15 protein-coding genes are annotated in these 23209 nt (G+C 66.8%); 8 read left to right on the top strand and 7 right to left on the bottom strand.

All coding sequences use genetic code 11. The features are described 5' to 3' along the window. Positions 1 to 716: 716 nt before the first annotated feature. Positions 717 to 3797 (bottom strand): TonB-dependent receptor, encoded by a 3081-nt coding sequence (locus RT456_RS03855; RefSeq protein WP_313342737.1) that lies wholly within the window; start codon positions 3795 to 3797, stop codon positions 717 to 719. A 548-nt stretch (positions 3798 to 4345) separates the two neighbouring features. Here RT456_RS03855 and RT456_RS03860 point away from each other — a divergent pair. The 6 genes from RT456_RS03860 (at position 4346) to RT456_RS03885 (ending at position 14200) form a co-directional block, all read left to right on the top strand. Continuing rightward, entirely contained in the window at positions 4346 to 6808 is a 2463-nt protein-coding gene (locus tag RT456_RS03860; RefSeq protein ID WP_313342739.1) for a GH92 family glycosyl hydrolase, read from the top strand. A gap of 119 nt (positions 6809 to 6927) precedes the next feature. Further along, positions 6928 to 8001 carry a LacI family DNA-binding transcriptional regulator gene (locus RT456_RS03865; RefSeq protein ID WP_313342742.1) on the top strand — a complete coding sequence of 358 codons (1074 nt, stop codon included), beginning with the start codon at positions 6928 to 6930 and terminating at the stop codon, positions 7999 to 8001. A 44-nt stretch (positions 8002 to 8045) separates the two neighbouring features. After that, positions 8046 to 9359, top strand: coding sequence for an L-fucose:H+ symporter permease (gene fucP, locus RT456_RS03870; protein ID WP_313342744.1), 1314 nt, complete (start codon positions 8046 to 8048; stop codon positions 9357 to 9359). A 7-nt stretch (positions 9360 to 9366) separates the two neighbouring features. Further along, on the top strand, positions 9367 to 10365 hold the full coding sequence (locus RT456_RS03875) for a carbohydrate kinase (protein WP_313342747.1): 999 nt from the start codon (positions 9367 to 9369) through the stop codon (positions 10363 to 10365). Further along, a complete protein-coding gene (locus RT456_RS03880; RefSeq protein WP_313342750.1) occupies positions 10362 to 11555 on the top strand; it encodes an AGE family epimerase/isomerase in 1194 nt (397 codons plus the stop codon). Before RT456_RS03875 ends, RT456_RS03880 begins: the two co-directional genes overlap by 4 nt. 23 nt (positions 11556 to 11578) lie before the next feature. After that, positions 11579 to 14200 (top strand): glycoside hydrolase family 2 protein, encoded by a 2622-nt coding sequence (locus RT456_RS03885; RefSeq protein ID WP_313342753.1) that lies wholly within the window; start codon positions 11579 to 11581, stop codon positions 14198 to 14200. Between the two features lie 38 nt (positions 14201 to 14238). Here the strand turns inward: RT456_RS03885 and mtnC are convergent, their stop codons facing one another. The 5 genes from mtnC to RT456_RS03910 form a co-directional block, all read right to left on the bottom strand. Next, complete coding sequence (gene mtnC / locus RT456_RS03890) at positions 14239 to 14937, bottom strand: acireductone synthase (protein ID WP_313342756.1); 699 nt, start codon at positions 14935 to 14937, stop codon at positions 14239 to 14241. Between the two features lie 3 nt (positions 14938 to 14940). Further along, positions 14941 to 15498, bottom strand: coding sequence for an acireductone dioxygenase (locus RT456_RS03895; RefSeq protein ID WP_313342759.1), 558 nt, complete (start codon positions 15496 to 15498; stop codon positions 14941 to 14943). Between the two features lie 320 nt (positions 15499 to 15818). After that, positions 15819 to 16457, bottom strand: coding sequence for a methylthioribulose 1-phosphate dehydratase (locus tag RT456_RS03900; RefSeq protein WP_313342762.1), 639 nt, complete (start codon positions 16455 to 16457; stop codon positions 15819 to 15821). Between the two features lie 152 nt (positions 16458 to 16609). Then, entirely contained in the window at positions 16610 to 18034 is a 1425-nt protein-coding gene (locus tag RT456_RS03905) for an amino acid permease (protein WP_313342765.1), read from the bottom strand. A gap of 3 nt (positions 18035 to 18037) precedes the next feature. Then, a complete protein-coding gene (locus RT456_RS03910; RefSeq protein ID WP_313342768.1) occupies positions 18038 to 19513 on the bottom strand; it encodes an amino acid permease in 1476 nt (491 codons plus the stop codon). A gap of 203 nt (positions 19514 to 19716) precedes the next feature. On the opposite strand from RT456_RS03910, the gene RT456_RS03915 reads away from it, so the two are divergent. Beyond that, positions 19717 to 20298 carry an NUDIX hydrolase gene (locus RT456_RS03915; RefSeq protein WP_313342771.1) on the top strand — a complete coding sequence of 194 codons (582 nt, stop codon included), beginning with the start codon at positions 19717 to 19719 and terminating at the stop codon, positions 20296 to 20298. 49 nt (positions 20299 to 20347) lie between these two features. Here the strand turns inward: RT456_RS03915 and serA are convergent, their stop codons facing one another. Further along, complete coding sequence (serA, locus tag RT456_RS03920; protein WP_313342774.1) at positions 20348 to 21589, bottom strand: phosphoglycerate dehydrogenase; 1242 nt, start codon at positions 21587 to 21589, stop codon at positions 20348 to 20350. 171 nt (positions 21590 to 21760) lie between these two features. On the opposite strand from serA, the gene RT456_RS03925 reads away from it, so the two are divergent. Next, complete coding sequence (locus RT456_RS03925; RefSeq protein ID WP_313342776.1) at positions 21761 to 23149, top strand: FAD-binding oxidoreductase; 1389 nt, start codon at positions 21761 to 21763, stop codon at positions 23147 to 23149. The last annotated feature ends 60 nt before the right edge of the window (positions 23150 to 23209 follow it).

Below are 23209 nucleotides of genomic sequence, written 5' to 3' on the forward strand. Positions count from 1 at the left end.
GGCAAGGGCAACGGCAAGGGCAACGGCAAGGGCAACGGCAAGGGCAACGGCAGCGTCTCCGGTGCTACGAGCAGGGAGGCAGGCGGGTAGCCCCTTACGGGACACGCCGCAAGTACGTCCGTGTAGGCTTGGCAAAAACATCCATGTTTTCGACAGTCCCTACAGGGGCTACCCGCCTGCCTCCCCGACGGTTGGCAGGGTGCGGTGGGAAGAAGCAGACACGCATGGCGTGTCCCTACGCATTACGTATTACGTATTGGGCATTACGCATGCGCGATACGGTGAGTAGTGCTGGTGTGCGTGCGCGGTTCTGCGCCCCGGTAGGGTCGATTCCCAAACGACTGCTTTGAAATCTCCCACATCCGATAACGCATTGAACTGATCGAAACCGCTCTTGACCCTCCGAGGCCACCAACCAACCGTCAGAGGGTCGGCGGGTGCCGGGGTACGGGACCGTAGAAAACATGGATGTTTTCTACGAGCCTACATGGACGTATTTACGGCGTGTCCCGTACCCCGGCACCCGCCGGCCCTGCGCGCGTGCTCAGGCAAACGACGGCTCTGGCTCCGGCTCCAGCTCCGGCTCCGGCTCCGGCTCTGGCTCCGGCTCCGGCTCCAGCTCCAGCTCCAGCACCCAAAAAAAACGGCAACCACCTGAGAAAGCGCGGTTGCCGTGGAGGAGCGTTGCCCCCGCCCGTAGGCGGGGGTGGAAAGGCTCAGAACTTGTAGGTCGCGCCGAAGTACAGCTGACGACCCGAGTACAGGCTGGAGACCAGGCGGGCATCCGTGTCGTTGCCGAGGTGGATGCGCTGTTCTTCCTTGGTGGCATTCAGCACCGACGCAGTGAACGTCAGCGCGTCGGTGAAGTTGTAGGCCACGTTGAGGTCGAGCTGCGCGTACGGCTCCGTGTACTCGGTCATGCCGCCGTTCAGGCCGCCCACCACCTCGCCACGGCGGTTGTACGACGCACGCGCCAGGAACTTTTCGTTCTCGTAGAACACCGTCACGTTGGCCTGGTTCTTGGCGCTGCCGACCAGCGGCGACGAACCGATGCTCTCACCATCCAGCACGATCGACGCCAGGTTGGTGTCGTTGTAGGTGTAGTTGGCCTGCACACCGAAGCCCATGTCGAAGGTGTACTGGCCGTACAGCTCCACGCCCTGCGACACGCCATCGCGGCCGTTGGCCTGGGTCTCGTAGTCCTGCACCGTGACCGACTCACCGCCGACCACCAGCTGCACGTCACGCACCACCGGCACCGTGAAGTTGTCCACGTTCTTGCGGAACAGACCGATACCCGCAACCGCACCCGGCTGGAAGTACCACTCCAGGCCCACGTCGAACTGCGTCGCCTCGAACGGCTCCAGGTTCTTGTTGCTGCCGTGGCCCTGCCAGCCTTCCTGCGGCGCGCCACCGGCCACACGGCGGTCATTGACATACTCGGCGCTGTAGTAGTTCAGCGCGCCCGGAGCCGCGATGCTGGTGTAGCTCGGGCGTGCGATGACCTTCGACGCCGCACCGCGCAGCACCAGATTGTCGGTGATGTCCCAGGCGATGTTGAAGCTCGGCAGGAAGTCCGTATAGGTCTTGTCCGTGCCGATCAGCTCGAACGACTTCTGGCGCGCCAGGCTGTCGGGCAGGCGGACGAAGCCACTCTCGCAACCGTAGCCCGGGAAGGCCGCCGCCGCCGGGTCGTTGCACGACATCGGCGCACCGGACGCGTTGTCCAGGAAGTAGTCGTTGAAGCGTTCGATCGAATCGCTCGACTGCGCGAACTGCTCGGTACGTACCACGCGCACACCCACGTTGCCGCGCAGGCGCTCGGTACGGAAGTTGGCCTGGAAGTAGCCCGCGTAGACCTTCTCGTTGACGTTGTAGACGAAGTCTTCTTCGGTGCGGTTGTGCGAACCGCCATACCGGTCGTTGAGGTAGTTGATGTAGGACGGGAAGTTGATGCCCGGGAACACGTTGGCGTCGAAACCACCGGCAATGTTGCTGATCGGATTGGACAGGAAGAAGCCCGGCTGCGCGATGCCCGCCGTGTTGTCACAGCCTGCCTGGTAGCGGTTGTTGTCGTAGTCGGCCGGATCGGTGCCCGGGCAGACCCAATACGTGTTGCCCGTATTGCGGTGGACCTTGCCATCGCTGTACTTGGCGCCGAACTGGAACGAATCCAGCACGCCGGTCTCGAACAGCTTGGTGAAGTCGGCCTGGAAGTGGTTCTGCTTGACCTCGGTCTGCATCCAGGACGAATCGGTCGAGCCGGTGTCCACTTCCGCGATGCCGTTCATCAGCTGCTGCTGCAGGTCAGGCGAGAACGTGGCCGACGGCGTGCCGGTGAGGTCCCACGCCGAATACTGGTTGCCGGTCTGCCACACCCCATCCACGCGGCGGCGCGGCTTGGCCGACATGCGGAAGTTCATCGACGGCCCACCTTCGGACCACGTGCGGCCGCCGCTGAAGGACGCTTTCCACAGCGGGCTGATGTCCCAATCGATGCTCAGGTCGGCCGTCTGCGACAGCGCCTTTTCGCGGCTGTAGCCGCCGGTCAGCTGCGGGGTGGGGATGGTGCAGTCGTCCGGACCCCAGCCACCCGGCGCCAGGCCGGCCGCTGCGGCCTCGTCTTCGCTGCAGTAGTAGGTCTTGCCGGCCAGCTTTTCGAACTGCGCACCGGTGACGATGCTGCCGCTCGGGTCCATGGTCAGCCCGTTGAGCAGGCGGCCGCCGGCCCAGTTGCCGTCCTGGTTGTAACGCGCCATGTTCCATTCCGGAATCTTGAGCATGTTCTGGGTGTAATCACCCTCCAGCTCGAAGCGGAAGTAGTTCGCGGTCAACGTGACGTTGTCGGTCGGCTTGAACTGGAAGGTCAACTGGCCACCCTTGCGCTCACGCTCTTCTTCCTTCACGGCGAAGTTCACCGAGGTAGGCATGAAGAAGTCGGTGTAGTTGCGCCCGTTCTGGTCGTTGAAACCGGAGTTGCCCCACCAGTAATTGACGCCCCCCTGGTTCATCGGGGTGCCGTTGACATCACGCGCGGTGGTGTCGGTGCCGTACCACTGGAAGTTCTCCGTGGTGGCTTCCATGGTGCGGCTGGTGCGCTTCTGCTGGGTCACGCCGACCAGCACACCGAAGCGCTCGTCCTCGCTGTGCCAGGAGTACAGCGCCGATGCCTGCGGATCAACGTCGTGGCTGGTGTCCGAGGAAGTACCTTCCAGGGTCACGTAGCCGGAATTGGCTTCCATCTCCAGCGGGCGACGGGTATGCAGGATGACCGTGCCGCCGATGCCGCCTTCGTCGATGCGCGCTTCGGGCGACTTGAACAGCTCGGCGCTGGACAGCATGTTCGACGGCAGCAGGGTGTAGTTGAAGGAACGGCTGGCCTCGTCGTTGGTTTCCGAGGTGGCGATGTAGTTGCCGTTCAACTGGGTCAGGGTCAGGTCCGGATCCAGGCCGCGCACGCTGACGCTCTTGCCTTCGCCGCCATCGCGGGTGATGACCACGCCAGGCACGCGCTGCAGCGAATCGGCCACGTTCTTGTCGGGGAACTTGCCCACGTCTTCGGCGGTGATCACTTCCACCACCGCATTCGCGTCGCGCTTCTGCTGGAGGCTCTTTTCGATGGCGTACCGGTAGCCGGTGACCTGCACGCTGTCGAGCGTGGTCGCCGAGGGAGTCTCGGACGGGGTAGCGGCCTGTTGGGCAAACACGGTGGCCGGCACGAATGCGGCGGCGGCCAATGCGAACGTAATGGCGGCCGACAACGCGTCGCGGCCGTGCATGCGGGACATCTGCTTCATTCCACTCTCTCCCTCTGGATTGAACCGTTTGGCTGACACGTAGTTGTATCGATCTAAATTCTGGAGCCGACTTCTTCTGGGGTTTCGGGGTCCGGTGGTCGTGCCGCCTTCCCCGCGTGGTGAGCCCCCCAGCTCGCCACGGCCGGTAATGTGACGGTTCAAAGTTGGATCGATCTAAACCGCTGGCCGCGAATTTTTAACACGGCGGAGCGGGGGAAGCATGCTGCTGCGCAATATGGACGGCGAGGGGGCATATGTGCCTAGGCGCAGGCGGGGCGGCGGGCCGGGCAGGTTGGAACCTGGGTCGCCCAGCCCGCCGAATGTCGCTCCGACCGGGCAAATCGCGCTCCCAGCGCTGGCTATGTTGCGCCGCAGAATGCATCCCGGGAATTCCGCATGGTTTACTTAAATCGATCTAAATTCATCGAAGGGTGAGTTTGGAGCGATCCAAAGGGGCGGTGTGGGGACGTTCGCAGGGGGCTGCAGGCTCGCCGGCGGCGCGTGCCCGCCGCCTCGTCGCACCGTCATCGACCTACAGGAACCCCTACATGCGCCGATTGCCGTCCATCTTCGCTCTTCCTCCCGTACGCCGTCCGGTGGCCGGGTTGGCCTGCCTGGCCGTGCTGGCCTTCGCTCCCATGCTCCAGGCCGCCCCGGCCGGACTGGAACGCGAGGTCAACACCTTCATCGGCAGCAAGGATGACGGCAACACCTTCCCGGGTGCCTCGGCGCCGTTCGGCCTGATCCAGGTCAGCCCGATCGGAGAACACTACGCCGGCTGGCGCTACGACGACCCGAAGATCCGTGGGTTCGGCCATTCGTTCCTGTCCGGGGCCGGCTGCTGGGAGCAGGGCGGCCAGGTCTCGGTGCTGCCCGTGACCGGCACCATCGGACCGGGCGGCGACTTCGATACCGACAGCGCCAAGAGCTTCGACCACAAGGCCTATGCCTCGGGCTACACCCATGAGGGCGAGGTCGGCCAGGCCGGTTACTACAAGGTGCGCCTGACCGGCTACGGCGGCATCGACGCCGAGGCCACCGCGCGCACCCGTGCCGCCGCCGAGCGCTACACCTTCCCGGCCGACGCCGGCACCGGCCACGTGCTGGTCAACGTCGGCCAGGCCAACGAACGCCATTCGGTGATCGGCAGCGTGATCGATGTGGTCGGTGACCGCGTGGTCGAGGGCAAGCTGGTCACCAAGAGCTTCTGCGGTGGCCATCAGTACACGACCTGGTTCCGCATGGAATTCGACCGTCCGTTCAAGGCGTTCGGTACCTGGGGCGAAGGCGGTGGCCTGCCCGGCGCGCGTCACGGCATGGAAGGCGAGCTCAAGCCCAGCGGCGCGTGGTTGAGCTTCGATCTGTCCAAGGGCCGCGCGGTCACCGCGGTGAGTGCCATTTCGCACGTGGACGCGGACGGCGCGCGGGCGAACCTGCGCAGCGAGGGCATGCAGGGCGACCGCCTGCTCGGCTTCGAGCGCATGCGCACGCTGTCGCAGCAGCAATGGCGCAAGGAGCTGTCCACGGTGCGCGTGGACAGCAAGCACGCCGATGACCGCACCGTGCTGTACACCGCGCTGTACCACGCACTGCTGCAGCCGCTGACCGGCAGCGATGCCGACGGCCGCTACCGGGGCTACGACAATAACATCCACCGTGCCGATGGCTGGACCTACTACGAGTACTTCTCGTTGTGGGACACCTACCGCGCACAGAACCAGTGGCTGGCGCTGACCCGGCCACAGGTGACCCGTGACATCGGCCGCAGCCTGCTGGCGATCAACGAGCAGGGCGGGTGGCTGCCGCGCTGGGGCTATGCCAACTTCGAAACCAACATCATGACCGGCGATCCGGTGACGCCGTTCATGGTTGACCTGTGGCGCTTCGGCGCGCTGGCAGGGCGTGAAGCCGAGGCCTACACCGCGCTGCGCCGCAATGCGTTCGAGCTGCCGCCGATGAACTCGCGCCACGCCGGCCGCTCGGGCAATCCCGGCTACGTCGACAACGGCTACGTGGCTTACGATCGTGCGTTCCCGTCAAAGGGCATGGACGTCGATCCGCACCACGGTGGCTCGGCCACGCTGGAATACGCCCTGGCCGACTGCGCGCTGTCGCAGATGGCCGATGGTCTGGGCCATGCCGACGATGCGGGCCTGCTGCGCGAGCGCGGCCGCAACTGGCAGAAGGTGTGGGATCCGGCGGTGCGTGACGAGGAGACCGGCATGAGCGGCTTCCCGCGTCCGCGCATGGACGATGGCAAGTGGTATGTGCCGGCCGATGGCCATTACAGCCCGCGTTCGCACCACGGTTTCCATGAAGGCACTGCGTGGCAGTACCAGTGGCTGGCCCAGCAGGACATGCCCGGGCTGGTGCAGGCGATGCACGGCCGCGACCAGGCCGGCAAGCGCCTGGATGCCTTCTTCGCCTACGACGCGCTGCTGCAGTCGCCGCTGCAGGCCGCGCGCAAGGAATGGGTGGTGGGGCCGTACAGCTACTACAACCAGTACCGCTACAACCCCAACAACGAGCCGGACCTGCACGCGCCGTGGATGTACACGCTGATCGGCCAGCCGTGGAAGACCGCCACGGTGGTGCGCGCCGCCCAGCAGCTGTTCACCAATGCGCCCAACGGCGTGACCGGCAACGACGACCTGGGCACGATGTCGGCCTGGTACCTGTTCAGTGCGCTGGGCCTGTACCCGGCCGTGCCGGGCAGCGGCCAGTTCCTGCTGCACACCCCGCGCTTCGCCAAGGTTGAAGTGGACCTGGGGCAGGGCCGCACGCTGCGCCTGCAGGCGCCCGGCGCGGATGGCCGCACGCTGCAGTACGTGCAGGGTGTGCAGGTCGATGGCCAGGCGCATGCGCCGGTATGGGTAGACTGGAACCGCCTGCAGCAGGGCGGCACCATCGCCTTCACGCTCGGCACCCAAGCCCCGGAAACCGGTTGGGGGACCCGCGCCGAGGCGCTGCCGGTGTCTTGGTGCGCCACTCCTGGCGCCGCGCTGGAATAAGCCGCTGCGGCGGCAGGCCCCCCGGGGCCTGCTGTCGTGATCGGCCCATGCGCCTGACCTGATCCGCTGACCGATGTGATCGTTTAGGCTTGCACCACCATGAGGATCGCCACGCCACGATGAAAAAGGACACCTCCAGCGCCAAGGGGACGCGTGCCGGCAGCGCCGCACGCACCGGTGCCGCACGCGCGGTCACCGTGACCGACATCGCCGATGCGATCGGGGTGTCGCGCGCCACGGTGTCGCTGGTGCTGCGCGGCAGCCCGCTGGTCAACGTGGATACCCGCGCACGCGTGGAGGCCGAGCTGCGTCGGCAGCGCTATGTCTACAACCGGGGGGCGGCGAACCTGCGTCGGCGCACCTCGACCAGCGTGGCGCTGGTGATCAACGATCTGTCCAATCCGTTCTTCGCCGAATTCGCCTCCGGTGTCGACGAGGCGCTGGGTGCCAAGGGGTTCGTGACCCTGCTGGGCAGTACCGGCGAATCGCCGGCACGGCAGCAGGCGGTGCTGACCACGCTGATGGAACACACGCCTGCGGGCCTGATCCTGTCGCCGGCCGAAGGCAGCGATGCAACCGAACTGCGCCAGGCGCTGGGCTTCAATGCCAACGTACTGCTGTTCAACCGCGAATTGAAGGGCGCCGAGTGGGACTTCCTCACGCTGGACAACCAGCAGGGGGCCTACCTGGCCACGCGCCATCTGATCGAGCGCGGCCACCAGCGGATCGCCTTCTTCGGCGGCCATGCCGATTCCAGCTCCTGCGAGCAGCGCCGTAGCGGGTATGCGCAGGCCCTGGCCGAAGCGGGCCTGGCCGTGCAGCCGGCGTGGCTGATCGAATCGGCGCCCAACCGCCTCGAGGCGGCGGCGCGTACGGGCGAACTGTTCAACGGCAGCGTGCCTACCGCTGCGGTCTGCTACAACGACACCGTGGCGCTGGGCCTGATGCTGGGCCTTGCATCGCGCGGCGTGCAGCCAGGCCGCGATTTCGCGGTGACCGGTTTCGATGATATTTCCGAGGCAGCGGTGGCCCTGCCGCCGCTGACCACCCTGACGGTCAACCCGCGTGAGCGCGGCCGCCAGGCGGCCGAACTGCTGCTGCAGCGGCTTGATGATCCCACCGCCGCTCCACGACGCACCGTGGCACCGGTCCAGCTCCGTATCCGTGACAGCAGCGGCCCCGCCGTTCGCTGACCCCGACTCCCTTTCACCTGCCCGCGCATTGAGGCGCGTACCGCATGCCCATTTCTCCAACGCCCCGACTGCCCACCTCGTCCTCCTCCGCGCCCGTGGTCAACACGCGCATGGCGTTGGCCGTGGCGACCACGATCTTCTTCATGTGGGGCTTCCTGACCTGCCTCAACGACATCCTCATTCCGCACCTGAAGGCGGTGTTCGAACTGACCTACGCCAAGGCGATGCTGGTCCAGTTCACCTTCTTCGGCGCGTATTTCCTGATGTCGCTGCCGGCGGGCCGTCTGGTCGCGCATCTGGGCTACAAGAAGGGCATCGTGGCCGGACTGGCCATCGCCGCGGTCGGTGCGCTGGGCTTCTGGCCCGCCGCCGAACTGCGTGTGTATGAAGCCTTCCTCGGCGCGCTGTTCGTGCTGGCCACCGGCATCACCGTGCTGCAGGTGGCGGCCAATCCCTACGTGGCGCTGCTGGGCCCGGAACAGACCGCATCGAGTCGACTGACCCTGGCACAGGCGCTGAACTCGCTGGGCACGGCGATCGCGCCGATCTTTGGCGGCCTGCTGATCCTGGGCAACACGGTCAAGAGCGCCGACGAACTGGCCGCCTTGCCGTCGGCCGAACAGATCGCCTACCGCGTGCAGGAAGCGCAGTCGGTGCAGGGGCCCTACGTGGGCCTGGCCATCGCACTCGTGCTGCTGGCGGTGTTCGTCTACCTGTTCCGCCTGCCGGCCCTGACCGAGACCACCGAACAGGCCGACAGCGGTGGCACGCACACGCTGCTGGATGCGATGCGCCACAAGCACGTGCTGTTCGGCGTGCTGGCGATCTTCTTCTACGTGGGGGCCGAGGTCTCGATCGGCAGCTTCCTGGTCAACTACCTGTCCATGCCGTCCGTCGGTGGTTTCACCGAACAGCAGGCCACGCACTACGTGTCGGTCTACTGGACGCTGGCCATGATCGGCCGTTTCGCCGGTTCGGCGATCATGACCCGGTTCTCGCCGCGCGTGCTGCTGACCCTGTTCGCCTCGGTCAACGTGCTGCTGCTGTGCACGACCCTGCTGAGCTCGGGCCATGTGGCGCTGTACTCGGTGGTCGCGGTGGGCCTGTTCAACTCGATCATGTTCCCGACCATCTTCGCGCTGAGCATCGAGCGCCTGGGGCCGCTGACGAACAAGGCGTCCAGCCTGCTGATCATGGCCATCGTCGGTGGTGCGGTGGTGCCGTACCTGCAGGGCGTGCTGGCCGACCATATCGGGCTGCAGCCGTCCTTCATCCTGCCGCTGATCTGCTACGGCTACATCATTTTCTATGGCCTGTCGGGCTCCCGCCCGAGCGCCGCATTCCGCCAGGGAGCCTGAGGCCCGAATGAGCAAGATTGTCTGTTTCGGCGAGATTTTGATCGATCTACTTGCCCAACCGCCGGCCACGCCGGAGACGCCGCGCGCCTTCCTGCAGTACGCCGGTGGCGCGCCGGCCAACGTCGCCGTGGCCGCCGCACGGCTTGGTGCCGACACCCATTTCGCCGGCATGCTCGGCCAGGACATGTTCGGCGACTTCCTCGCCGACAGCCTGGCGGAGGCCGGGGTGGCGACCGACTGCATCGTGCGCACCGACGCGGCCAAGACCGCGCTGGCGTTCGTGGCGCTGGACGCACACGGGGAGCGCAGCTTCAGCTTCTACCGGCCGCCGGCGGCCGACCTGCTGTTCCGCAGTGAACACTTCCACGGCAACTGCTTTGCCGGCACCAGCAGCTTCCATGTGTGTTCCAACAGCCTCACCGAAACCGAGATCGCCGACGCCACGCTGGACGGCATGCGCCGTGCGCGCGACGCGGGCGCGATGGTCAGCATCGACCTCAACCTGCGCCCCGCGCTGTGGCCGACCGGGGTGGACCCGCTGCCGCGGCTGTGGGAAGCGCTGTCGCTGGCCGAGCTGGTCAAGCTCTCGCGTGAGGAACTGGACTACCTGGCCGCGCCGCTCGGGGCGGACGGCAACACGGCCGTGATCGAGCGCCTGCTGGCCGCCCACGCGCAGGCGGTGGTGGTGACCGACGGTGCCGCACCGATGCGCTGGTTCACCCGCCAGGGCCAGGGGTCGGTCCGCGGCTTCGAGGTGCCCACCGTGGACACCACCGCCGCAGGCGATGCCTTCGTTGGCGGGCTGCTGTTCGCGCTCGGCGAACGCGCCGCCGACGGCGCTGCCTTCGCCGCGTTCTGCCGCGAGCCGGGCGGCCTGCAGGACGCCATTCGCTTCGGTGCCGCCGTCGGCGCACTCGCCGTCACCCGCAAGGGCGCGTTTGCCGCCATGCCCAGCCGTGACGAAGTCCAGCAGCTGCTGCAGCAACAACAGGAACATGCCGCATGACCACGACCCTTCCAGCCCAGCCCGATTTCCGTTCCCCCGAATTCCTGCGCGCCCACATCGCGCAGAGCATGGCCTTCTACCAGCCCAACGAGATCGACCCGGACGGTGGCTTCTTCCACTATTACCGTGACGATGGCAGCGTCTACGACCGCAGCCACCGCCACCTGGTGAGCAGCACCCGTTTCGTGTTCAACCACGCGATGGCGTACCGCGAGTTTGGCAAGCCGGAGGACCTGAAGGCCGTCGAGCATGGCATCCGCTACCTGCGCGAGGTACATCGCAATCCGGTCAGCGGCGGCTACGCGTGGACGCTGCGCGATGGGGTGGTGGAAGATGCCACCAACCACTGCTACGGCGTCGCGTTCGTGCTGCTGGCCTACAGCTGCGCGCTCAAGGCCGGTATCGGCGAAGCGCGCGAATGGATGAACGAAACCTGGTTGCTGCTGGAAGCGCGCTTCTGGGAACCGGCGTTCGGCCTGTACAAGGACGAGGCCGACGCGGACTGGAACTTCAGCGCGTACCGCGGCCAGAACGCCAACATGCACATGTGCGAGGCGATGCTGGCGGCGTTCGAGGCCAGCGGTGAAGCCCGCTACCGCGATCGTGCACTGCTCCTGGCCGACCACATGACCCGCCGCCAGGCCGCGCAGGCCGATGGCCTGGTCTGGGAGCACTACGACCCGCAGTGGCAGATCGACTGGGACTACAACCGCGACAACCCCAAGCACCTGTTCCGCCCGTGGGGCTTCCAGCCCGGCCACCAGACCGAGTGGGCCAAGCTGCTGCTGATCCTGGACCGCCATGTGCAGGCCGACTGGCTGGTGCCCACGGCACGGCACCTGTTCGACACGGCCGTGGCGCGCAGCTGGGACGGGACCCGTGGCGGTCTGTACTACGGCTTCGCGCCGGATGGCAGCGTGTGCGACGACGACAAGTACTTCTGGGTGCAGGCCGAGTCGCTGGCCACGGCCGCGCTGCTGGCCACACGCACGGGCGACGCGGTCTACTGGGACTGGTACGACCGTCTGTGGGCTTACGCCTGGCAGCACATGATCGATCACCGCTACGGCGCGTGGTACCGCATCCTGGATGCGGACAACCGCAAGTACAGCGATGAGAAGAGCCCGGCGGGCAAGACCGATTACCACACCATGGGCGCGTGCTACGAAGTGCTCAACGTGGTGCGTTGAGGCTTCTTCCAGCGAGGTGATGCATGAAGCGATGGGCGTGGGGCGTTGGACTGGTTCTGCTGCTTGCGCTTCATGCGCTGCCCGCAGGTGCGGTGCCGTTGCAGGCGCAGTGGTCGTTCCGGCTGCTGCCGGGCAACGCGCAGCTGGCGGCGCATCCCGAGGCCGGGCAATGGCGGCCGGCGGCGGTGCCCGGGTCGGTGCATACCGACCTGCTGGCCAATGGCGTGATTCCCGACCCCCATGCCGGTGCACCCGAGGCCGGGCTGCAGTGGATCGGCCTGGCCGACTGGGAGTACCAGGCAACGTTTGACGTGGACGCGGCCACGCTGGCACGCGCTCACGCCGAGCTGGCCTTCGACGGGCTGGATACGTTCGCCGAGGTCCGCCTCAATGACCGCGCCCTGCTGCGTGCCGACAACAGCCACCGCACCTGGCGTGCGCGGGTGGATGGGCAGCTGCGCGCCACCGGCAACGTGCTGCGCATCGTGTTCCGCTCGCCGATCACCACGCTGCTGCCGGGTGTGCAGGCGATGCCGCACAAGATCGCCGGCAACTACCCGTCGCCGTACGGGGATGAGCCCAGGGACGCGATGGTCGGCAACTTCGTGCGCAAGCCGGGCTACCACTTCGGTTGGGACTGGGGCCCGCGCTATGTCACCGCCGGCGTGTGGCGTCCGGTGCGGCTGGAGAGCTGGGGCGCACAGCGCATCACCGATGTCGCGGTAAAGACCACGGCGCTGGATGCGAAGCGTGCCGAGCTGCAGGTGGTGGTGGACGTAGAGAGCGCAGCGGCGCGCGATGCCCGCGTGCGCGTGGTGCTGATCGATCCGGACGGGCGGGTGGCCGCGACCGTGGAGCAGGCGGCTGCGCTGCGCGCAGGCCGGCAGGTGGTGTCGCTGCCGGTACGGCTGGAGCAGCCGCGGCGCTGGTGGCCGGTGGGACAGGGCGAGCAGGCCCGTTACACGGTGCGTGCCAGTGTGGATGCAGGCACCCGCGATGCCGTGGAGGCCAGCATCCGCACCGGGCTGCGCACGGTGGAGCTGCGCCGTGAGAACGATGCCAAGGGCGGGCAGGGCTTCACCTTCGTCATCAACGGGGTGCCGATCTTCGCCAAGGGCGCGAACGTCATTCCGTTCGACATGTTCCCGGCGCGCGTCGACCCGGCGCGGATCCGGCGTGAGCTGACCGCCGCGCGCGACGCCAACATGAACATGCTGCGCAACTGGGGCGGCGGCTACTACGAGGACGATGCGTTCTTCGACATTGCCGACGAGCTGGGCCTGCTGGTCTGGCAGGACTTCATGTTCGGCGGCGGCATGCAGCCCGGCTACGCCCCGGCCTTCCGCGCGAACGTGGTGGCCGAAGCGCGCGACAACGTGCGCCGGCTGCGCCGCCACCCCAGCCTGGTGCTGTGGTGTGGCAACAACGAGGAAGAGACCGCCTGGAAGGACTGGGGGCACGGTCGCGACCTGAAGGCAGCCGATCCCGTGTTTGCCGCTCGCGTCTGGCAGGGCTACGTGGATCTGTTCGGCAACGACCTGCGCAAGGTGGTGGCCGAGGAGGGGCTGGGCGTGCCGTATTGGTCCAGCTCGCCGAGCAACGACCTGGACACCGTAGCCAACGACTCCACGCGCGGTGACAAGCACTACTGGCAGGTGTGGGGAAACCCGGCGCTGCCGGTGCAGGCCTACCTGCGCGAGACCCCGCGTTTCATGTCCGAATACGGGCTGCAGGCCTGGCCGGTACTGCGCACGCTCGACGGCATCATTCCGGCAGACGAGCGTCGGATGGACAGCGCCACGGTGCGCGCCCACCAGAAGTTCATGGCGGGGGAGGGCAACCAGCGGTTGCTGCAGTACATCGAGCGCGAGTTCGGGACGCCGCGCGACTTCGCGGAGTTCGTCTACCTGAGCCAGGTGATGCAGGCCGAGGGCATCGCGCTGGCCGCGCTGCACCACCGCGCCTCGCGTCCCTACACGATGGGCTCGCTGTACTGGCAGCTCAACGATGTGTGGCCCGGCGCATCGTGGTCGAGCATCGACCATGCCGGTCGCTGGAAGGCGCTGCATTTCCATGCCCGGCGCTTCTTTGCCGACCACGCGGTGGCGGCGCTGCGCGACGACGGCGTCACCCGGGTCAGCCTGCTCAACGACCTGCAGGCGCCGCTCACGGCGCAATGGCGGTTGCGGGTGATGGATGTGGATGGGCGCGAGCTGTCCAGACAGCAGCATGCGGTGGTGGTACCCGTACTGTCGGCGCTGGAGGTGGGGCGGTTCACGGACGCGCAGCTGCTGGGCAAGGCGGACCCGGCGCGGACGGTGGCGGTGGTGGAACTGCTCGAAGGCCAGCGGGTGCTGTCGCGCCAGGTGGTGTACTTTGCGGCGGCCAAGGACATGCAGTTGCCGAAGGTGCAGATCGACAGCGACCTGCAGACCGAGGGCGGCGGGTACGTGCTGACGCTGCGCTCGCCGTCCCTGGTGCGCGCATTGTGGATCGACTTCGATGGGCGCGATGTCACCTTGACGGACAACGCGCTGGACCTGGTGCCGGGCGAGCCTGTGACGATTCGCGTGAGCAGCGATGCCGACCTGCAGACGCTACGCCGGACGATGCGAATGACCTCGCTGGCCAACGTCCTGCGGTAGAGCCACGCCATGCGTGGCTGTGCGGTTCCCGACGCGCGTTACAGCGTGATCTGCTGGAAATTCTCGACGCGGTCGTGGCCGTTGGTGGCGTCACCGGTGCGCGGCAGCGGGTAATCCTCGAGGCGATCGAGCAGGCGGGTCTGCAGGCCGGCTTCACGGGCCGCATCGAGTTCTTCGACCACATCGGACAGGAACACGATCTGGTTGGCCGGCACGCCGATCGCCTGCACGATGTTGCGGTAGCTGGCAGCGTCGCGCTTGCCGCCGATCTCGGTATCGAACCATCCCGACACCAGCGCGGTGAGATCACCTGCCTCGCTGAAGCCGAAGAACAGCTTCTGCGACGGCACCGAGCCGGAGGAATACACATACAGCGGCTTGCCTTCTGCATGCCAGCCGCTGAGCATCGCCGCAACTTCAGGGTAGAAGTGCGCCTTGTAGTCGCCGTTGCGGTAACCGGCTTCCCAGATCATGCCCTGCAGCGCCTTGAGCGCGGTGTGCTTGCGATCCTGGTCGATCCAGCCCTGCAGGGTCTCCACGATCAGGCTGTCCTGGCAGGCGCCGCCGATCTCCACGGCCACCACATCCAGCCACCGACGTACTTCGGGCTGCTGGCCGTGCGCGGCGATGAAGCCGGGCAGGGCGTTGCGCGCATACGGAAACAGCACGTTCTTGACGAACGAGATGCTGCTCGTGGTGCCTTCGATATCGGTGAGGATGACGGTGGGGTGGGGCATGGATCAGGACGCCTTGGTCGGAATGTAGCGGGGGAATTTCTGCGCGATGTCGCTGCCGGTGAAGTGCCCGACCCAGCCATCCGGCTCGGTGAAGAAGCGGATCGCCACGAAGCTGGGTTCGTCGCCCATGTCGAACCAGTGCGTGGTGCCGTCCGGCACCGCGATCAGGTCATCCTTCACGCACTCGATCTCGTAGACCTTGGCGTCCACGTGCAGGGTGAACAGGCCTGAGCCGGCGACGAAGAAACGCACTTCGTCTTCCTTGTGCAGGTGTTCGTCCAGGAACTTCCTGCGCAGTTCGGCGCGATTGGGGTTGTCCGGGGCGATCGAGGCCACGTCCACGCTCTTGAAGCCGTGCTCGGCGACGAGGCGGTCGATGTCGGTCCTGTAGGCGGCGAACACCTCGTCCTGGCTGGCGCCGGGCGCGACCTCGTGCGCAGCCGTCCAGCGTTCGAAGGTCACGCCGATCTTCTTCAACGCGTCGGCAATGATCGCGCCGTCCTGGGTGTCCAGCAGCGGGGCGTCGGGGGCGTGGTCGTCGTAGATGCGCAGTCGGCTCATGGCGGCAGCTTGAACGTCGGGGGGTGTGAAAGATTATCAGCGCAGGGGGCTGAATGGGGATGCGTCCTCATGACGCCAAGGCATGAGGTGCCGGCGCCACAGCGAATGCCGGCCGCTGGCCGGCTCCACGCCATGCCAGACGTTCCCGGGAGCCGGCCAGCGGCCGGCACTACAGCGGATGTCGGTCGCTGGCCGGCTCCACGCAAATGCCAGGCGCTCCCGGGAGCCGGCCAGCGGCCGGCGCTACAGCGGATGTCGGCAGCGCCGGTAGTGCCGGCCGCTGGCCGGCTCCAGGCGGTATCCGGTCGACACGGGTTCGTTCAGGGCCCGCGCAACTTGCGCAGCTCGAGTTCGCAATGGAACAGGAACTCGAAGGCTTCCAGGTGGCGGCGGGCTTCGGCCATGTCGCGGCCCCAGGCATACAGGCCGTGGCCGTCGATCAGGTAGCCCCACATGCAGCCTTCGTCCAGCGTGGCCTCGACCTTGGCGGCGAGCTCGTCCATGTCCTGGGTGTTGGCGAACACGGGCACTTCAACCGCCGTTTCATGGGTGCTGTTGCCGTGGAAGGCCTTGAGCAGCTCGTAGCCTTCCAGCCGGATATGGCCGTTGGCGGCGTACAGGCGCGAGGCAATGGTCTGCACGGGGGAATGGGTGTGCAGCACGCAGCCGATCTCGGGGAAGCGGCGGTACAGCTGGGTATGCAGGAGGGTCTCGGCGGAGGGGCGCAACGGGCGGCCGACGGCCTTGCCGTCGAAGTCGACGACCATGATGTCGTCTTCGATCAGGCGCCCCTTGTCCTTGCCGGACACGGTGATGGCCGCATGCCGGTCGTCCAGCCGATGCGAGAAGTTGCTGCTGGTCGCGGGCGTCCAGCCGGCCTGGGCCAGCTCGCGGATGTTGTCGATCAGCACCTGGGCCAGTTCGCTGAGCCGGGCCGTGTCATAGGGGGTGGAGTTCATGGCTGGCATTTTAGCTTCGTGAGGCGTTAAAAGCAGGTTTCATGGGCTGGGCCGGGCGAGTGCCAGCATTTCTGGGGAGGGGGAAAAGCAGAGCCGGCATGTTGGCCGGCTCTTCAGGGTGATGCGCGGGGGCCGTCGGGACGGCCGTTCCGTCAGCCGCGGAGGCGGCTGTGTTTCATGCTGTAGCCGAAGTAGATCGCGAAGCCGACGACGGTCCAGACGCCCATCAGCATCCAGTTGTGCAGGGTCATGGCCGAGAGCAGGGCCAGGCAGCTCAGCACGCCCAGGCTGCAGATCAGCCAGGCGGCCGGGATGCGGAACGGGCGGGGCAGGTCGGGCTGGGTGCGGCGCAGGATCAGGACGCCGGCACAGACCGCGGCGAAGGCGATGAGGGTGCCCATCGAGGTCAGTTCGCCCAGCACGTCCAGCGGGAACAGGGCCGCCAGCAGGGCGATGCCGATGCCGGTGATCACGGTGTTGATGTGCGGGGTGCGGTACGTCGGGTGGATCTTGGTGAACACCGGCGGCAGCAGGCCGTCCCGGGCCATGATCATGAAGATGCGCGGCTGCGCGATCACCATTACCAGCACCACCGAGGACAGGCCGATCAAGGCGCCGATCTCCACCACCACGCGCAGCCACCCCAGGCCCGGGTGCGCGGCCACCGCGGTCACCACCGGCTCGTCGGTGCCCAGCATCGTGTACGGCACCAGCCCGGTCATCACTGCGGCCATCGCGATGTAGAGCACGGTGCAGACCACCAGCGAGAGCAGCATGCCGATGGGCATGTCGCGCTGCGGGCGGTGCGATTCCTGGGCGGCGACCGACACGGCCTCGAAGCCGATGTAGGCGAAGAACACCATCGCGGCACCCCGCAGGACACCGTCGAAGCCGAACTTGCCCGGTCCTTCGTTGGCCGGAATGAACGGGGTCCAGTTGGCCGGGTCCACGTACTTCCAGCCGACCACGATCACCAGCACGATCAGGCCGGTCTTGAGGACCACCATCGCCATGTTCATCGCCGACGACTTGCTGATGCCTACGTAGCACAGCCAGGTCAGCAGCAGCACCAGGATGGCGGCCGGCAGGTTGGCGATCGATCCGGTGGGGCGCAGTTGCGCGTCCAGCGGTGCGCTGACCAGCGCCGCTGGCAGGTAGAGGTCGAAATGGCTGAGCAGGCTCAGGAAATAACCCGTCCAGCTCACCGCCACCGCCGACGCCGAGACGCCATATTCCAGCACCAGCATCCAGCCGATGAACCAGGCCGAGAGCTCGCCGAAGGTCGCGTAGGTGTAGGTGTAGGCGCTGCCCGAGACCGGCACCATCGCGGCGAATTCGGCGTACGCCATGGCGCAGAACGCGCAGCAGATCGCGGCGAGCACGAACGACAGCATGATCGCCGGGCCGGCATGGTTGGCCGCGGCCTGGCCGGTGATGACGAAGATGCCGCCGCCGATGACCGCGCCGATGCCCAGCGCGGTCAGGCCCCACGGGCCGAGCGTGCGGCGCAGGCTCAGTCCGTTGGCGTCTTCATGGGCGGCATGCGGGTGCTTGGTGGCCCACAGTTGTTTCAGCATGGATCAGGACGCCTTGTTGAGCTTGCTGTGGCGGATGCCGTAACCGAAGTAGATCAGCAGGCCCAGTACCGTCCAGCCCACGAACAGGTGCCAATGCACCACGAACGCCTGCCAGAACAGGAACAGGCAGGACAGCGCGCCCACCGGGCAGATCAGCCACACCACCGGCACGCGGAACGGACGGGTCAGCTCCGGGCGCGTGTAGCGCAGCACCAGCACGCCCACGCAGACGGTGGCGAAGGCCAGCAGGGTGCCCATCGAGACCAGCTCGCCCAGCACGTTCAGCGGCATCAGGCCGGCCAGCGTGGCGGCGAGGACGCCGACCACGATGGTCGCCCAGTACGGGGTGCGGAAACGGGGGTGCACCTTGCCGAAGATCTTCGGCAGCAGGCCGTCGCGCGAGATGGTGTAGGCGATGCGGGTCTGGCCCATCATCATCACCAGCACCACCGAGGACAGGCCGGCGATCGCGCCGATTTCCACGAAGGTCTTCAACCAGGACAGGCTCGGGTAGGCTTCCAGTGCCGTGGCCACCGGCTTGTCGGTGCCCAGCAGGTTGTACGGCAGCAGGCCCGTCAGTACCGCACACACGATGATGTAGACAATGGTGCACACGGCCAGCGAGCCGAGCAGGCCGATGGGCATGTTGCGCTGCGGGTCCTTGGTTTCACCTGCCGCGGTGGAGACCGCATCGAAGCCGATGTAGGCGAAGAACACGATGGTCGCCGCGCGGAACACGCCGCTCCAGCCGAACTCGCCGGACACGCCGGTGTTTTCGGGGATGAAGGGCGTCCAGTTGGCCGGGTCGATGTACATGGCGCCGAAGCCGATGAACAGGCAGATCACGGTGACCTTGATGGCCACGATGATCGCGTTGACGAAGGCCGACTGGGTCACGCCCACGTACAGCAGGCCGGACACCGCCGCCACGATCAGTACCGCCGGCAGGTTGAACAGCTTCCCGGAGGATACGAACTCATGACCGGTCCAGGCGATGGGGGCCGAGCTGAGCGCGTCGGGGAAGGGCATGTGCAATGTGGTGGTGATGAAACTGATCAGGTACGCCGACCAGCCCACCGCCACCGACGCCGAGGCGAACAGGTATTCCAGCACCAGGCACCAGCCGATGAACCAGGCCATGCCTTCGCCCAGGGTGGCGTAGGAGTAGGAGTAGGCGCTGCCGGAGACCGGCATCATCGCGGCGAACTCGGCATAGCACAGCCCGGCCAGGGCGCAGGCGAAGCCGGCGATCACGAAGGACAGCATCACCGCCGGGCCGGCGTGGTTGGCGGCGGCTTGGCCGGTCAGCACGAAGATGCCGGCGCCGATCACCGCGCCGATGCCGAGCATGATGAGGTGTTTCGCCGTGAGGGTCCGTTTCAGTGTGGCTTCGCCGTCCAGGCTGCCTTCGACCGGCTCGCCGGCATCAACGTGGCCGGCCGGTTCGACCGGCTTGACCCTCAACAGAGACTTCAGCATGCAATGCTTCCCAGTAGAGCGGGGCTCGGCCCCGCTGAATAAAAAGGTAGGTGCGCGATGCATTGCCGCGCACCTTGATGAATCGCTGTGCCGCCCCCACGAGGGCGACCGCTGTACCTTAGCCAAAGCTGAAGCCTGCGCACAAGCGCAAATGCAGCATGACCGGCGATAATCGTCATATTCTTCTTCCCACCCCGGTCGCCATGTCCCTTATCCCTGAATCCGTTGTAGGACTTGACGCCGCGCTGCGCGCCCAACTGGCCGATTACGCCCGTCGTTACCCCGAACACGCCGCGCTGGCTGACGAATTCAGCACACTGCTGGACGACCCGGAGAACCCGTTCCTGCGCAGCCGCCTGGCCGGGCACTTCACCGGCAGCGCCTGGCTGGTCAGCGCCGACGGCGCGCGGGTGCTGCTGACCCACCACCGCAAGCTGGACCGCTGGCTGCAGCTGGGCGGGCATGCCGACGGCGAGCGCGACCTGGCCCAGGTGGCGCTGAAGGAGGCCGAGGAGGAATCCGGGCTGGGCGGGCTGGTGCTGGAGGACGGCGTGCTGCTGGACATCGACAAGCACTGGATTCCCGAACGTACGGACGTTCCGGGGCACTGGCATTACGACGCGCGCTATGTGGTCCGTGCGCTGGGCAGCGAGACCTTCGCGATCAGCGAGGAATCGCTGGCACTGGCCTGGCGCGAGGTGGTCGACGTGGCCAACGCGGCGATCGAGACGCCTGACGGCGACGATTCGTTGCCGCGCATGGCCAAACGGTGGCTGGCGCGCTGATTCCAACGCGCATCGCGCCGCGCGCCCGCACCGTCTGTCGCCGCTGCGATCAATACAGAACGCGCGTCCGCAAGGTGCCCGGAATCGCGGCCAGCTCGTCACGCACGGCGCCGGCCTGTGCCTCGCTGGCGGTGATGTCGATCACCACGTAGCCCACCTTCGGATCGGTGCGCAGGAACTGGCCGTCGATGTTGACATTGTGGCGCGAGAAGATCTCGTTGACCTTGGACAGCACGCCCGGCACGTTCTGGTGGATGTGCAGCAGGCGCAGGCTGTCCTCATGCTCGGGCAGGGTCACTTCCGGGAAGTTGACCGCCGACAGGGTGCTGCCGTTGTCGCTGTAGCGCACCAGCTTGGCCGCCACTTCGATGCCGATGTTGTCCTGCGCTTCGAGCGTGCTGCCCCCCACGTGCGGGGTGAGGATGACATTGTCGTGCGCGGTCAGCGGCGACACGAACGCGTCGCCGTTGCCCTTGGGCTCGACCGGAAACACGTCCAGCGCCGCGCCGCCGATGTGGCCCGAACGCAGCGCCGCATCCAGCGCATCGATGTCGACCACGGTGCCGCGCGCGGCGTTGATCAGGTGCGCGCCGGCACGCATGCGGGCCAGCTGCGGTGCGCCGATCAGCCACTGGGTGGCCGGCGTCTCGGGCACGTGCACGGTGACGATGTCGGCGCGGGACAGCAGGTCGTCCAGATCGATCGCCGCGCGCGCGTTGCCGAGCGACAGCTTGGTTTCGATGTCGTGGAAGATCACCTGCATGCCCATTGCTTCGGCCATCACCCCCACCTGGGTGCCGATGTGGCCGTAACCGATGATGCCCAGGGTCTTGCCGCGCACTTCGTGGCTGCCCGCGGCCGACTTCGACCAGCCGCCGCGATGGCATTCGGCGTTCTTCTGCGGAATGCCGCGGGTCAACATGATCGCCTCGGCGATCACCAGTTCGGCCACGCTGCGCGTATTGGAATAGGGGGCATTGAAGACCGGTATGCCGGCCAGTTCGGCGGCATCCAGGTCCACCTGGTTGGTGCCGATGCAGAAGCAGCCCACCGCCATCAGGCGCTTGGCGTGCGACAGCACGTCGGCGCTGAGCTGGGTGCGCGAGCGGATGCCCACGATGTGCGCTTCGGCGATGCGGGCCTTCAGCTCGTCCTCGGGCAGCGCCTTGCTGTGCAGTTCGATCTGGGAGTAACCGGCAGCGCTGAACACGTCGATCGCGGTCTGGCTCACCCCCTCCAGCAACAACACGCGGATATCCTGCTTCGGGAACGAGGTCTTCTTCGGCGACATGGGCGAGCGGCAGCATGTTGGACGGGAGCTGCCCACTATGCCAGATCGGGCGCCGATGGTGCGGTGCGCCATGGCCGGTGCGGACGGTTTCAGATGCGACCAATATCGGCCGAGGTCGCACGACCCACGGGCGTGCGCTACCCTTTCCGATTCCCGCCCGCTCTTGTTCCCATGACCGACCCGCGCCTTGAATCGCTCCTGCAGGACTGCCCCGGGCTGCGGCTCACGACCGAGCCGGGCGACCTGGAACACTACGGGCGCGACTGGACCCGTCGCTGGACGCCGGCGCCCCTGGCGATCGCGCTGCCCGGCAGCGTCGAACAGGTCCAGGCCATCCTGCGCTGGGCGAGTGCCCAGGGCGTGGCCGTGGTGCCCTCCGGTGGGCGAACCGGCCTGAGTGGCGGCGCGGTGGCAGCGCAGGGCGAGCTGGTGCTCAGCCTGGAACGCATGAACAAGCCGCTGGCCTTCGACGCGGTGGACCGCACGCTGACGGTCCAGGCCGGCATGGCGCTGGAGGCGGTCCACAATGCCGCACGCGATCACGGCCTGATCTACCCGGTCGATTTCGCGGCGCGTGGCTCGTGCTCGATCGGCGGCAACATCGCCACCAATGCCGGCGGCATCCGCGTGATCCGCTACGGCAATACCCGCGAATGGATCGCCGGGCTGAAGGTGGTCACCGCCAGCGGCGAGCTGCTCGAACTCAACAAGGGGCTGATCAAGAACTCCAGCGGCTATGACTTCCGCCAGCTGCTGATCGCGTCCGAGGGCACCTTGGGCGTGATCGTCGAGGCCACCCTGAAGCTCACCGATCCGCCGCCGGCCAGCAACGTGATGCTGCTGGCGCTGCCGTCGTTCGAGGTGTTGATGCAGGTGTTCGCCGCCTTCCGCGAGCGCATGCAGCTGCAGGCCTTCGAATTCTTCACCGACCGGGCGCTGGAGCACGTGCTGGCGCATGGCGCGCAGGCCCCGTTCGCCGAGGTCCACCCCTTCTACGTGGTGACCGAATTCGCGGCGGGCGACGACGCGCAGGAGGCCGCCGCGATGGCCGCCTTCGAAGCCTGCATGGAGCAGGGCTGGGTCAGCGATGGCGTAGTCAGCCAGAGTGATGCACAGGCCGCGCAGCTGTGGCGCCTGCGCGAAGGCATCACCGAGGCGGTGGCGCGCTACACGCCCTACAAGAACGACGTGTCGGTGCGGATCTCGGCCATGCCGGCGTTCATGGCGCGCACCCAGGCGCTGATCGGCGAGGCCTACCCGCACTTCGACGTGGTCTGGTTCGGCCACATCGGCGACGGCAACCTGCACATCAACGTGCTCAAGCCCGATGGCACCGATGGCGCGCAGTTCCTGCAGCAGTGCGAGGACGTGACCAAGCTGCTGGCGCAGGTGCTGAAGGATTTCGACGGCAGCATCTCGGCCGAACACGGCATCGGGCTGGTCAAGAAGGGCTACCTGGACAGCACCCGTGGCGCGGCGGAAATAGCGCTGATGAAGGCGGTCAAACGTGCGTTTGATCCCCAAGGGCTGCTGAATCCCGGCAAGGTTTTCGACCTGTAGCAGGCGACAGGATTTCACGCAGCCGATACCCTTTGCGCTTTCCTGTCTTGAATGACCCGA

Origin of the sequence: Stenotrophomonas sp. (assembly GCF_032099025.1) — a bacterium.
Classification (GTDB): Bacteria; Pseudomonadota; Gammaproteobacteria; order Xanthomonadales; family Xanthomonadaceae; genus Stenotrophomonas.